This is a genomic window from Sphingomonas sp. Leaf67, from assembly GCF_001421965.1.
Lineage (GTDB): Bacteria > Pseudomonadota > Alphaproteobacteria > Sphingomonadales > Sphingomonadaceae > Sphingomonas.
Genome location: NZ_LMLP01000003.1, coordinates 79,972 through 92,105, shown reverse-complemented (window position 1 = coordinate 92,105; position 12,134 = coordinate 79,972). Strand labels below are relative to the sequence as shown.

The window sequence follows — 12,134 nt, the reverse complement described above, 5'->3', positions numbered from 1 at the left end:
CATGCCGATCCGTGCCGAAAATCGCTGGCTCTACCCGATCGACTGGACACAGCTGTCTGCGACGATCCGGTTCGATCGTGCCGGGGGCCGCTGCGAGCGATGTGGCCGGCCCCATCTGGCGCGGGTGCCGCATCTGGGCGATGGTCGCTGGTGGGATGCCGACGAGCGTTGCTGGCGGTCGCCACGCGGACGACGGATCGTGACCGTTCGTGTGCCTCTTGCCCGCGTGCGCATGACCCGTGTTGTGCTTGCGTGTGCGCATCTCGACCATGATCCCGGAAACAACGCTGCCGCCAACCTCGCTGCATTGTGCCAGCGATGCCATATCCTGCACGATGCGGCCGAACATCGCTGGCAGCGCTGGTGGAATCGCTTTCGGTACAGGGCGTTGCACGATCTGTACGAACACCCTCCCCTTACCCGCAAACGCCTTGCTGCTGGTCGAGCTGCTCCTTTCAAAACCTGAAATCAAGCCATCGAAATGGTTAGACGGTTTATTGAAAGGTTAGCAGGTTAAGGGCGCGGAATAAGCTTCCCAACCGGCTCACAACCACGAGTCGCGTGCGTGTTCGCGTTCCTGAAAGTTCGACGCTTCGTTCCCGATAGATCGGCCGTCACGTTCCCGAAGTGTCGGTCCATCGTTCCCAAAGGGTCGAACGGCGTTCCCGGAGTGTCGACGGCTCCCCGATACCGCCCGATCGACCGCCCCGATTGAATCAATTCTTCAGTGGTGGGGGTGAGGGACGTTCAATTGGGGTGGGGATATTCAATTTCATGCGCAACTGGCTGTTGGGGGCTTGGGCCGCACGACACTTCGGGAACGCGGGTGCGGGGGGTGGTCGATCTTTCGGGGACCGTTTGAGGGGTTCTACGGGTTTGCCGATCCCGGCATTGCGAAGGCGGTATGCGTTAAAAGGGCCGTATAAAGAACGGGGGGCGGGGCCTCGCCGCTACGTTGCCCCGCCGTTACCGGCCGAGTTCATGTCGGTGTTGTGCATCCCAACGCCGGACATAGCCGATAAACGCCGCCTGATAGCTGACCGGGGTCCGGGTGCTGTCGGCTTCGATCCAAGCGCGGAATTCGGCGTGCAGCGTCTGATAATCCCAGCCCGGACATTCATTGCGGAGCAGCGACAGCGTCTGCGGCGTGATTTCGCCTTGGGTCGCCCGGTTCGCCAGTCCCCTGATCGAGGCCCGGATCAGGGCGGCAGCATCGACCAGTTCCTCGGTCCGTTCGGGGGACGGCGCGGGCGTGGCGACCGGGGCGGGGGCAGGGGGCGCGCCGACGACGGTGGTGCGCGCGGCCCCCCCGGCTCGGCGGCGCATCCGCAGCAGTGGCTCGCGCTTGTCGACGGGTTGTTCGAGCGTTAACGAATAGCCCGGCAGCTCGTTGCGTTCCGCGATCTTCGCGATTTCGAATTTGAAGCGGCGATACTGGCCCTCGGCACCCGATTTTTCGAACAGGGTAGGCATCGAGATCGCGAAACCGGCCTCGCCGGCCCCGCCGGCATGTTTGCGCGCGACGCGGTACAGCCAGCGTTCGCGCCCGCCGGTCAGATCGAAATAGGCGCGGTCGATCGACAGCACGCCGCCGGTCATCATCACGCCTTCCCAAAACCAGTTCGACAGTTCGATCGTCATGCCCCGCGAGCGTTCGGTTTTTTCATCGACCAACTGGGTCCAGCCATCGAGCCAGCTGAACGTCGCCTCGCGCCGGTTCTCGGCACGGATATTGGTCTTGATCGTCGTCGCCACCAATCGATCGAGCGCCTGCCCGAGCAACTCATAGGCGCGGCCGGTCGTCGGCCGTCCGATCGCGCGCAACAGGTCATAGGGCATCAGGTGCAGCTTGCGCGGCACGTCGTTGACGCCGCGCCGCGCCATATCGGCCAGCACGCTGGCGCAATAGATCAGGATGTCGGCGTCCCAGATCGTTGCCATGCCGTAATCGGCATTGGCGGAGACATGGACCCACAGCTTCCCGTCGGGACTGCGATAGTCGATCGGCTTGAGCCGCTTGGTCTTCGCAAGGCTGAAGAACGGCCGCTCCATCATCTCGCGCTGATCGCGCAGCGGCATGTCGGCGAGATAGGGGAGGAACAGGTCGAACTGTTCGGGGATCTTTTCGGGCGTGGCGCGGGTCATTCGATCGGGTCCGATGGCGGGTTTCCCCGGGGAAACTTGGGAAGCGGGCAGGGCAGGGACGGGCGATGTTTCCCCGGGGAAACCGGCACCGCCCCGCCGCTCACCGTTGCAGTCCGCGACCGTCGGCTTCCAGTTCGCGCAGCGCCTGACGCACCATTTCGGCCATTTCGTCGTTGCCGAGACCCGATCCGGCATGAAGCCGCATCGTCACCCCCTGTCGATTGATCGTCTGCGCCGTCACCGCGACGCGGCCGTGCGGCGTCGTCCACACGAACCGGTCCTTGGTCTCCTTGCCGCGCTTGGGTGCGTCGATCAGCCGTCGCAGGACGTCGGCTGTCGCGATCGGCGGCAGGCCCTTGTCGCGCCGGTGCTGCTGTTCGCGCGCGAGGACCTTCGCCTCGCCGCCGATGACCGCCGCATCGGCGCGATCGTCGAGCGCCTGCGCCAGCGCGTAGCCGCCCTTCAACTGCACATCGCCGGGCGAGGCGAAGGCGGCAACGATCGGGTCGGGCAGCGCCGCGACGCGCAGCATCTTCGACAGCCAGCCTTTCGACAGCTTTAGTCGATCCGCCATGCGCGAGGCGTGGTTGCCATAATGGGTCTTGAGCGCGGCGGCATAGTTGCGCGCCCGTTCGAGGTCCGAAACATCGGCCCGCGCCCGGTTTTCGAGATCGGCAAGGCGAAAGGCGGCTTCGTCGTCGAGCGTCGCGACCTGCGCCACGAACATCATGTCGGGATAGCTGTGCGCGCGCAGCCACGAAATGGACCAGTGACGGCGGGTGCCGGCGATGACCTCATAGTCGTGCGCGGCGTCCCCCTCGACACGGCGCACGACGGCGGGGACCTTCTGCCCACCCTCCGCAATGATCGAATCGATCAGTTCGCGGCAGCTCGCCTCGGTCAGATGCGCGTAGGAGCGGGCATTGCCCGGCCAGATGCGGATGCGGGCCGGGTCGAGCAGCAGCTGCGTGACCTGACGAACCTCACCCGATGCGACGCGGGCGAGCGCGGATTCCCGGCCGAGCAGGGTCGTACCGCGCAGGCGATCGGAGCCGCGCTCGGCCGGGGCAGGGGGGGCGTCGGCAGGCTGCGGGGCTTCGTCGGACAGCAGCGCGGCGAGGTAATCGGATTGCTTACGCGCCATGGGGATGGGCCTTGTGGATGGGGTAGTTTGTTACGCGCGCCGCATTGGCCTTCGCCAACGCGTCGGTCGAGCCTGGTGCCCGCCGGCCGGGCGGTTTGAGAGCGGTTGGCGCTTTCAGCGCCTCCGCCCCGCGCTGCGCGCTGTCAAACCGCCGCATACAGCACCTCTTCCCCCGCCGGTGCGACACGTCCCCACCCCTGCCGGACCAGTTGCTCGATCTGTCCCAACGCCTCGTCCAGATTGGCGCGACAGCGTTTGTGCGTCTTGGGCGTGCCGATCGGCTTTTCAAGTTCGTAGACGGTCATCATCCGCATCGCCGCGTGACTGATCTCCGCCGATTCGAGGATCGGAACGGGCAGGAGCGCCGGGCCGAAGCTCTGTTCCATGATCGCGCGGACCATCGCGTGGCTGGGATCATTGCCGTCGAACTTCGAACAGATCAGCCGGACGAAGCTGTAATCGACCTCGATTCCGGCGCCGCCCAGTTGTTGCAACACCTGATCCATCATCGACAGGAATTGTACCGTCGAACAGAAATCGGGCGTGGTCGCCGCGAGCGGCACCAGCAGCGCGTTCGCGGCCTGCATCACCGCCAGACTGATCGTACCGAGCGCGGGCGGCGGATCGAGTAGGACGATGTCATAGTGTCGGGAAAGGTCGATAAGCCCTTGTTTTAGCTTACGAAACCGCGCGGCAAGCACCGATTGCCCGTCCGATCCCGACGCCGCCAGTTCATATTCGACGTCGAACAGTTCGAGGTTCGACGGGATCAGGTCGACATTCGGCCACGACGTCGATTTGACCGCATAGGACAGGTCGTTCTGCGTCGGATCGATCGAGAGATAGGGGTAGAGCGTCTCTTCACGCGTGATGTTGAAATGCGGGTTGAAGCCGAACAGCGTCGTCGTCGTCGCCTGGCTGTCGCAATCGACGACCAGCACGCGATACCCCTGCACGGCGAAATAATGGGCAAGATGCGTGGTTACCGTCGATTTCCCGACGCCGCCCTTGAAGTTCTGCACGGCGATGATCGCCGGCACGTCGAGCGGTGCGCGGGCGGGGGAGGCGCCGAGCACCTGCCGCATGTGCAGCAATTCCTCGACATTATAGCCGAGGCGACGGCCGTTTTCGGCGGCGGGGGCGGGGGGCAGGCGGCCATCGTCTTCGGCCATGCGGATGCGGTTGGTCGAACAGCCGAGCAATTGCGCGGCTTCAGCAATGCCGAAGCGGACGGTGAGTGCCTTGCGGCTTTCGGGCAGGAATGCCTTGCGCCGCAGCCGTTCGATCATCCGCTCGCCGGCATCGGCAAGATCGCCGATCTGGGCGACGATTGCATTCATGTTTGGGTCCGATCCGCAGTTTGAAGCTTGTCGGCAGGTATATGCCATCACGTGCTTCAATCGAGCAAGCGTAATCAGCGGAAAGTTCAGTGGCTGGTTTCGCTCAGCGCAACCTTGACCGGATCAGGCCGGTAATGAACAACAGGGCGCGCGTATCTGTACCGACCCCCCGGAAGCGGAGATGCACGATGAAAACCCTGACCTATGCGATAGCACCGGAGCAGTTGATCCAGGCGATCAATCCGTGGCGCTTCTATCAGCAAGGTGCCCAGATCGGGTTCGTGAACATTCAGCTGGGCAGTACACCCGCGCCCGAAGTCGAACAGCAGATATTGGACGATGTCGGAAGCTATGGCCGACAGATCGGCCGGATCGGCGACGTGCTGGAAGTTCTATTGAAGCATGTGCCGATGGAGACGTTGAGCGTGCAGGAGGCGGATGCGATCGCGATCCTGACCGGGCAGCTCGCTGCGGTGCGCCAGATCAAGCGTGGCCGGCGCACTTCGCGGTACCCGGTTGCCCGATAGCGGTTACGTAGCAACCGCCCCCAAAAAAATGGCGGGGAGCCGTTGTCTGCTCCCCGCCGATCCCGACGATTATGCGCGACCGAGATCGAACCGATCGGCCATCATCACCTTGGTCCATGCCGCCACGAAGTCCTGCACGAACTTCTCGCCGGCATCGCTACAGGCATAGACTTCCGCGATCGCCCGCAGCTGCGAGTTCGACCCATAGACCAGATCGGTCCGCGATGCGGTCCACTTCTGCTCCTTGGTATGGCGATCGGTACCGACAAACTCCTGATCGCTGTCGTCGCTGACCTGCTTCCACGCCGTGCCCATATCGAGCAGGTGCACGAAGAAGTCGTTGGTCAGCTGGCCTGGCCGGGTCGTGAACACGCCGTGTTCCTTCGCCTTGCTGTGGTTCGCACCCAGCACGCGCAGGCCCGCGACCAGCACCGCCATTTCGGGTGCCGAGAGCCCCAGAAGCTGCGCCCGGTCGACCATCAGTTCCTCGGTCGGAACGTTGAACTGCACCTGCAGATAGTTGCGGAACGCATCGGCCTTCGGTTCGAGCACGTCGAAGCTCTCGACATCGGTCCAGTCCTGCGTCGCGTCGGTTCGGCCCGGGGTGAAAGGAACGGCAACATGGTGGCCGGTCGGTGCGATCGCCTGTTCGACACCGACGACACCGCCCAGCACGATCAGGTCGGCGATCGAGACGGTCTTGCCGCCCTTGCCGTCGAAATCGGCCTTGATGCCTTCATAGACACCCAGCACCTTCGCCAGCTGTTCCGGCTCGTTGACGTCCCAGTCCTTTTGCGGGGCCAGACGGATACGCGCGCCGTTGGCACCGCCGCGCTTGTCCGACCCGCGATAGGTCGAGGCCGAGGCCCATGCCGTCGTCACCAGTTCGGCGAGCGACAGACCCGATGCGGCGATCGCTTGCTTGAGCGTCGCGACATCGCCCTCGCCCAACGGTTCGCCGGCCAGCTTCGGGACCGGGTCCTGCCATATCAGGTCTTCCTTGGGCACTTCCGGACCGATCAGGCGGACGTTGGGCCCCATGTCGCGGTGCGTCAGCTTGAACCATGCCCGCGCCCAGACATCGGCGAAATAATCGGGATCGGCACGGAATTTCTGACAGATCGCGTTGTACGCCGGATCGACCTTCAGCGCCATGTCGGCGGTCGACATCATCGTCGGCACCTTCTTTTCCGGGGTATGCGCGGCCGGGGCCAGCGTATCCTCGGGGTTGCCGACCGGCTGCCACTGGTGTGCGCCCGCCGGGCTCTTCACCAGTTCATATTCATGGTCGAACAGCATGTCGAAATAGGTCATGTCCCATTTCGTGGGCGTCGGCGTCCATGCCCCTTCGAGGCCCGAGGTGATCGTGTGATCGCCCATGCCGCTCTCATGTGTCGAGGTCCATCCGAGGCCCTGTGCGGCGATATCGGCGCCTTCCGGCTCGCGGCCGACATGGCTCGGATCGCCCGCGCCATGCGCCTTGCCGAAGGTATGGCCGCCGGCGGTCAGCGCGACGGTCTCCTCGTCGTTCATACCCATGCGGGCAAAGGTCTCGCGCATGTCGCGTGCCGAACCCTTGGGCATCGGGCAGCCGCCCGGACCCTCCGGATTGACGTAGATCAGGCCGTGCTGGATCGCGGCGAGCGGGCTTTCGAGCGCGAGGCCGGCTTCCTCATCGATGCGGGTCTGGCCGAGCCATTCCTCTTCGGTGCCCCAATAGACGTCCTTTTCCGGCTCGAACACGTCCTCGCGTCCGCCGCCGAAGCCGAAGGTCGGGCCGCCCATCGATTCGATCGCGACATTGCCGGCGAGGATGAACAGGTCGGCCCAGCTGAGCTGCCGGCCGTATTTCTGCTTGATCGGCCAAAGGAGGCGACGCGCCTTGTCGAGATTGCCGTTGTCCGGCCATGAATTGAGCGGCGCGAACCGCTGCTGGCCCGCCGACGAACCGCCGCGGCCGTCGCCGGTTCGATAGGTGCCGGCCGAGTGCCACGCCATGCGGATGAAGAACGGGCCGTAATGCCCATAATCGGCCGGCCACCATGGCTGGCTGTCGGTCATCAGCGCGGTCAGGTCGGCCTTCAGCGCGGTATAATCGATCGCTTCGAATTGCTTGCGGTAATCGAAGTCGTTGCCCATCGGGTTACCGCTGACACCCTTTTGATGCAGGATGTCGATCGACAGCGCCTCTGGCCACCAATCGCGCGCGGTGTGTCCCAGCAGGCGGCGCATCGCCGCGGGCTGCTTCTTGGGATCGTTGATCGGGCTGCCTTCGGTAATGGCATCCATGGTGAAACTCCTCTCAACCGTGTCGTGTCGGCAACATGAACCAGCGGGATATGATATGCTAATGACTTGAAACGATGCCAACGATCGGTTTTTTCGATCTACCGCGGCTATTGCGCGTCGTGTCGGGCACGCCCGGCGTAGAAGTCCGCCAGCACATCGAACGCCAGCTTGCGCTGTCCGGTTTCCGACACCAGCCCCTTGCGATTATAGCCCTGTTGCCAGCCATTCTGGCGGCGCGGCGAGCGGAAATCCTTGAGCAACCATGGCGACAGGCCGGTAAGCGTCGGGATACGCTCCGCCATCGCCAGCGTCGCGCGGTAATAGTCGCGCTGATATTCCTCAGAGAATTTCTGCGGGGCGGCGCGATCGTCGTGGAACCCCGCCTTGGCACCCGCACCGAATTCGGACAGGATCAGCGGCTTGTCGGTCGGCACCCGCCACCGAATGGCGGGCAGATCGGCCAGACGGTCGGGCGAATACCATCCATTATAAGTGTTGACGCCCATCACATCGAGCCGGTCGGCGAGCGGGTCGTTGATCGTCATCAGCGGATGGCCGTCGCTGGTCGACCGATCGGTCAGCAGCGCCGCCCCCAGCAACCGCGTATCGTCAAGCCGCCGGACGTCGTCGGCCAGCGCGCCCAGAAAGGCGTTGCGCGCTGGCGAATTAGGGGTTTCGTTGGCGATGCTCCAGATCGCGATCGATGCGCGGTTGCGGTCGCGCACGATATTGTCGGCGAGCATCGCGCGGGCGGTACGCAGCGTCGCCGGATTGTCCCACGCGATCAACCAATAGACCGGCACCTCGCTCCATACGAGCAGACCCAGTTCGTCGGCGAGGCGCGTCGTCACCTCGCCATGCGGATAATGGGCAAGGCGGACGAAATTGGCGTGGAGGCCGTCCTTCGCCTCGGCCAGCAGCGCGCGCGCCGCGGCCGGGGTAATGGCCCGCGCCGGATTGTTGCCGAACTCTTCCTCATGCACGCTGATGCCGCGCAGGAAGACCGGACGGCCGTTGAGCAAAATCTGCGCCCCGCGCCGTTCGATCGTGCGAAAGCCGATGCGGTCGTGCCAGCGATCCTCGCCCGCCTCGATCGTCACGTCGTAAAGGCTTGGCATTTCGGGGGACCAACGGCGCAGGCGTCGGGGGGCGGCGGTCTCGCCGTGCCAGCGGCCCTCGCCATCGGTACGGCCCGAGACCGTGACCCCCAGCGCCGGGATCGTCAGCCGCAACAGGGCATTGGCGGCGGTGGTGCCGTTCAGCTTCGCATCGATCGCGATCCGTCCGCTGCGGGTCAGCCGGACCCACGCATCGTCGACAAAGGTCGCGGGCGTTTCGATCAGGCGGATGTCGCGGGTGATGCCGCCGTAATTCTCCCAGTCGGTGACCGGCGGCGGTACGCTGCTGGCGTCGACCGCGGAATCGACCGCGACGGTGATCTGGTTGTCGCCGGCCCGGATGCGATCGGTGACCTCGATCGCAAAGGGGGTGAAGCCGCCCTCATGTTCGCCGACGAACTGGCCGTTCAGAAACACGCGTGCGCGGTAATTGACCGCGCCGAACCGGAGGAAGCGGCGCTTGCCGGCCATCGGCTGCGCGCTGAAATGGCGTTGGTACCAGACCAGCCCCTGATAATGGCGCATCTCCGCCGCATGCGTCATCCACCCGCCGGGCAGCGTCGCGATCGGCGCGGCGGCCATGTCATATTCGAACAGCGACTGCTGGTTGCGGCGCAGTTCGGCGGGGACGTCGACCTCGGCCCAACGGCGTTCGGTGACGTTCGCGTCCTCGCCGTGAAAGCCGCGCATCCCGGCGCGATAGGGATCGATCGAATAATGCCATTGTCCGGTCAGGTCGGTGCCGGGGCGCAGATCGCCCGCGACCATCGCGACCGGTACCGGCGGCGTCTGGGCAAGGGCCGGGCGGGCGGGAAGCAGGAGCGCGAACGCGCCGAGCAGTGCGAGCGGAAGGCGGGCGATCATCGCGGCATCATTGCCGTTGGGGGGAAGGGGGACAAGGGGTTAGCTGGGAAGCCGGCCGGCTGCTCGGTTGATCGCCTCAATCGTCATCCCCGCGCAGGCGGGGACCCATAGACGCTCTGGCTGCGTCTCCATCGCGAACGTCGGCGCAGATGGATTCCCGCCTGCGCGGGAATGACGGAGGTGGTGGGCTGGAACCCGACCTCCCGCGGGGTCCGTGGCACGGAAGGGTTAGGCGGCCACCGCTTCCAATCGCGCCAGCAGCACATCTTCCTCGACGATCTCGATCGCGGCACCGGCGCGGTTGAGTTCTTCCGCGCGGCGATAATCGGCATGGGCGTGGACGAACCGGCCAAAGGTCTGGGCATTGCCGATCACCAGCAGCGTCGTGGTCGTACCGACGCCGGCCACGATCCGCGCGCCGAGGCCCGCAAGCCGATGGGCAAGCGGACCGTCGCGGGTCGCACCGATCAGGGCGATGCGCTGCCCCTTCAGCGGGCCATCGCCGGCCGCCCTGGGCGCGGAACCCCGTTTGGGCGCGGGCGCGAACAGGGTGGCAAGGTCGTGGCCGGTATGCGCCATGGCACGGACGACGACCATGCCCGCCGCCCGTGCGTCGCTGAGCGCGTCGTGGTGCTTGTGGCGCAGTTTCAGGAATTTGGTCAGGATGTTCAGGCGGTGGCTGGGCAATTCGGGCCACGCGCGGCGGGCGACGCCGACGCTGTCGAGCCAGCGCGTCTCGATCGGGGGCAGGCCGTGCTGCGCACAGGCGGCGGCCAGCGCGCTCTTGTCGAACGACGAATGGGCGACCGTCACCTGCCCCGTTAGATAGCTGCCGACCGTCACATGAATGTCGGCGAAATTGGGTTTGCCATGGACATGGTCGCTGGTGATGCCGTGGATGCGGACGTTCGACGGGAAGAATTCGTCGCAAGGATCGAGCAGCGTTTCATAGGCGAAGACTTCGATGCCGTCCCGAAAGCCGACGATGCCGATCTGGCAGATGCTGCTGACGCGCGAACAGGCGGTTTCGACATCGATGACGACGAAATCGACGGGCGGAACGGAAGGCACGGACACCGCGTCGCCATAGCATGACCATCCGGGCCAGCGTAAGGGTGCCGCGATGGGGACGACGGGGCAATACGCGGTACGATGGGCGGCGACGCTGCTGGTCGTGGTGACATGGATCAGCGCGGCGCTGTTCGGCGCGTATATCGTCGCGTTCTTCGGCGGCGCGGCGCTGCGCGGCAATCCGGAGCAATGGAACGCGTCGCTGCCCGCGCTCTTCGACCGTGCGGGACCGGTCGGCACGGTGGCGATCGGCGCGCATTTCGTCGCGGGCGGCGTGTTGCTGCTGTTCGGCCCGATCCAGTTGATCGGACGCCTGCGGGCCGCGTGGCCGGCGCTGCATCGGTGGCTGGGCCGCGTCTATGTCGTCGCGGCGGCGGTGGCCGGGGCAGGGGGGCTGGGCTTCATCGCCACGCGCGGCACGATCGGCGGGATCGTGATGGATGTCGGCTTCGGCCTGTACGGCCTGCTGGTCTTCGGCGCGGCGGTGCTGGCGTGGCAGCGGGCGTGGACCGGACGGATCGAGGCGCACCGGGCATGGGCGATCCGCCTGTTCGCGCTGGTGATCGGATCCTGGCTGTACCGGATGGAATATGGCCTGTGGTTCCTGACCATGGGGAAGGCGGGGCATGCCAGCGATTTCCACGGTCCGTTCGACGCGGTGATGGCGTTCGCCTTCTACCTGCCCAATCTGCTGGTCGCCGAACTGTTCCTCCGGGCGCGGCGTCGCCCGGCCAATAGCGCCGCGATGGTCGTTGCGGTCGCGGGGCTGGTCGCCGCCAGCCTGTTCATCGTGCTGGCGACATGGGTATTCGTGACGCGCTTCTGGGGACCGGGTTTCGTCAGCGGGGTGACCGGCGCGCCGCTGTGACGCGCCCGCCCGTCGTCAGTCGATCGCGCTGATCCGCGCTTCGAAAAAGGCCCAGTTGCCGTCGCGATCCCAGAATTTCTCGCCATCGGCCCATGCAGACTGGATCGATGCGAAATCGCGCATCACGAACATGATCGTCTCGCGATGCCCTTCGGAAATAGTCATGATCTGGTTGTTCGCCGCCTGAATCTCGAATTCCGGATCGCCGGGAGGAAAGTCGTAGCAGTGAATGTCGACCTCGATCAGCATCGTCGCCGTCGGCGGGTCGACCAGCCGGATCAGCACCTGCGGCCGTTCGACCGAATAGGAGGACGGCATATCCTTGCGAAAGATCAGGTCGAATGCGGCATACATATAGCTGCCATCGGCGAACTGCCCCATGCCGACCGAACTGGGGCTGACATATTCGACCCAGCCCTTGCCCGGCACGATCGGTTGGTCGGGACGCAGCGTCAGCCATGGAGCGTCGAGCTTATAGGGTTCGCGCGATCCCAGCAGCGCGGCGATCCGCGCGGCCCGCGTATCGCGCAGCACCGCGAGGCGGGCGGGATCGATCCGCATCCGCGAAGGATCGAAGCGTTTGCGGGTGAAGGTACGCAACAGCCTGGCATCCGGCATGGCGGCTTTCCTCTGGTTGGTGGTGCGGGGCGGTGGCCTCGGCCAGCCTGGATCGGACCGCGCGCAGGATGCCGGGGAAGCGCCATACCGGGAATACGCCATATCGGGTAGCGGCCCATGGTGCCGGCAGTACCAAAAATCGCGGCTTTT

10 protein-coding genes are annotated in these 12,134 nt (G+C 65.2%); 3 read left to right on the top strand and 7 right to left on the bottom strand.

Annotation, left to right across the window (positions count from 1 at the left end; all coding sequences use genetic code 11):
* The first annotated feature begins 1 nt into the window (after nucleotide 1).
* Nucleotides 2–466 carry a hypothetical protein gene (locus tag ASE90_RS19015; RefSeq protein ID WP_082449619.1) on the top strand — a complete coding sequence of 155 codons (465 nt, stop codon included), beginning with the start codon at nucleotides 2–4 and terminating at the stop codon, nucleotides 464–466.
* Between the two features lie 500 nt (nucleotides 467–966).
* Here ASE90_RS19015 and ASE90_RS06445 read toward each other — a convergent pair whose 3' ends face one another.
* The 3 genes from ASE90_RS06445 to ASE90_RS06435 all read right to left on the bottom strand — a co-directional run bounded on the left by ASE90_RS06445 (nucleotide 967) and on the right by ASE90_RS06435 (nucleotide 4,629).
* Nucleotides 967–2,145 (bottom strand): replication initiator protein A, encoded by a 1,179-nt coding sequence (locus tag ASE90_RS06445; protein ID WP_055997938.1) that lies wholly within the window; start codon nucleotides 2,143–2,145, stop codon nucleotides 967–969.
* Between the two features lie 100 nt (nucleotides 2,146–2,245).
* Entirely contained in the window at nucleotides 2,246–3,289 is a 1,044-nt protein-coding gene (locus tag ASE90_RS06440; RefSeq protein WP_055997935.1) for a ParB/RepB/Spo0J family partition protein, read from the bottom strand.
* A 143-nt stretch (nucleotides 3,290–3,432) separates the two neighbouring features.
* Nucleotides 3,433–4,629 (bottom strand): AAA family ATPase, encoded by a 1,197-nt coding sequence (locus tag ASE90_RS06435; RefSeq protein WP_055997932.1) that lies wholly within the window; start codon nucleotides 4,627–4,629, stop codon nucleotides 3,433–3,435.
* A 188-nt stretch (nucleotides 4,630–4,817) separates the two neighbouring features.
* Here ASE90_RS06435 and ASE90_RS06430 point away from each other — a divergent pair, with 188 nt between their 5' ends.
* Complete coding sequence (locus ASE90_RS06430) at nucleotides 4,818–5,156, top strand: hypothetical protein (RefSeq protein ID WP_055997929.1); 339 nt, start codon at nucleotides 4,818–4,820, stop codon at nucleotides 5,154–5,156.
* A 69-nt stretch (nucleotides 5,157–5,225) separates the two neighbouring features.
* Here the strand turns inward: ASE90_RS06430 and katG are convergent, their stop codons facing one another.
* From katG to ASE90_RS06415, 3 genes are all read right to left on the bottom strand, one after another.
* Nucleotides 5,226–7,445 carry a catalase/peroxidase HPI gene (katG, locus tag ASE90_RS06425; protein WP_055997926.1) on the bottom strand — a complete coding sequence of 740 codons (2,220 nt, stop codon included), beginning with the start codon at nucleotides 7,443–7,445 and terminating at the stop codon, nucleotides 5,226–5,228.
* A 107-nt stretch (nucleotides 7,446–7,552) separates the two neighbouring features.
* Nucleotides 7,553–9,427, bottom strand: a complete 1,875-nt coding sequence (locus ASE90_RS06420; RefSeq protein ID WP_082449618.1) for a glycoside hydrolase family 2 protein — start codon at nucleotides 9,425–9,427, stop codon at nucleotides 7,553–7,555.
* A 228-nt stretch (nucleotides 9,428–9,655) separates the two neighbouring features.
* The gene (locus ASE90_RS06415) at nucleotides 9,656–10,504 is read right to left on the bottom strand and encodes an exonuclease domain-containing protein (RefSeq protein ID WP_055997923.1); all 849 of its coding nucleotides are present in this window, start codon (nucleotides 10,502–10,504) and stop codon (nucleotides 9,656–9,658) included.
* 46 nt (nucleotides 10,505–10,550) lie between these two features.
* Here ASE90_RS06415 and ASE90_RS06410 point away from each other — a divergent pair, with 46 nt between their 5' ends.
* Nucleotides 10,551–11,366: a DUF2306 domain-containing protein gene (locus tag ASE90_RS06410; protein ID WP_055997920.1), complete on the top strand. Its 816-nt coding sequence runs from the start codon at nucleotides 10,551–10,553 to the stop codon at nucleotides 11,364–11,366.
* Between the two features lie 15 nt (nucleotides 11,367–11,381).
* Here the strand turns inward: ASE90_RS06410 and ASE90_RS06405 are convergent, their stop codons facing one another.
* On the bottom strand, nucleotides 11,382–11,984 hold the full coding sequence (locus tag ASE90_RS06405; protein WP_055997917.1) for a hypothetical protein: 603 nt from the start codon (nucleotides 11,982–11,984) through the stop codon (nucleotides 11,382–11,384).
* Between the last annotated feature and the right edge of the window lie 150 nt (nucleotides 11,985–12,134).

What these genes read in the sequence shown, in the direction of transcription:
- ASE90_RS06435 (WP_055997932.1), bottom strand. Translation starts at nt 4,629, where the DNA reads ATGAATGCAATCGTCGCCCAGATCGGCGATCTTGCCGATGCCGGCGAG.
- katG (WP_055997926.1), bottom strand. Translation starts at nt 7,445, where the DNA reads ATGGATGCCATTACCGAAGGCAGCCCGATCAACGATCCCAAGAAGCAG.
- ASE90_RS06430 (WP_055997929.1), top strand. Translation starts at nt 4,818, where the DNA reads ATGAAAACCCTGACCTATGCGATAGCACCGGAGCAGTTGATCCAGGCG.
- ASE90_RS06405 (WP_055997917.1), bottom strand. Translation starts at nt 11,984, where the DNA reads ATGCCGGATGCCAGGCTGTTGCGTACCTTCACCCGCAAACGCTTCGAT.
- ASE90_RS06410 (WP_055997920.1), top strand. Translation starts at nt 10,551, where the DNA reads ATGGGGACGACGGGGCAATACGCGGTACGATGGGCGGCGACGCTGCTG.
- ASE90_RS19015 (WP_082449619.1), top strand. Translation starts at nt 2, where the DNA reads ATGCCGATCCGTGCCGAAAATCGCTGGCTCTACCCGATCGACTGGACA.
- ASE90_RS06440 (WP_055997935.1), bottom strand. Translation starts at nt 3,289, where the DNA reads ATGGCGCGTAAGCAATCCGATTACCTCGCCGCGCTGCTGTCCGACGAA.
- ASE90_RS06445 (WP_055997938.1), bottom strand. Translation starts at nt 2,145, where the DNA reads ATGACCCGCGCCACGCCCGAAAAGATCCCCGAACAGTTCGACCTGTTC.
- ASE90_RS06420 (WP_082449618.1), bottom strand. Translation starts at nt 9,427, where the DNA reads ATGATCGCCCGCCTTCCGCTCGCACTGCTCGGCGCGTTCGCGCTCCTG.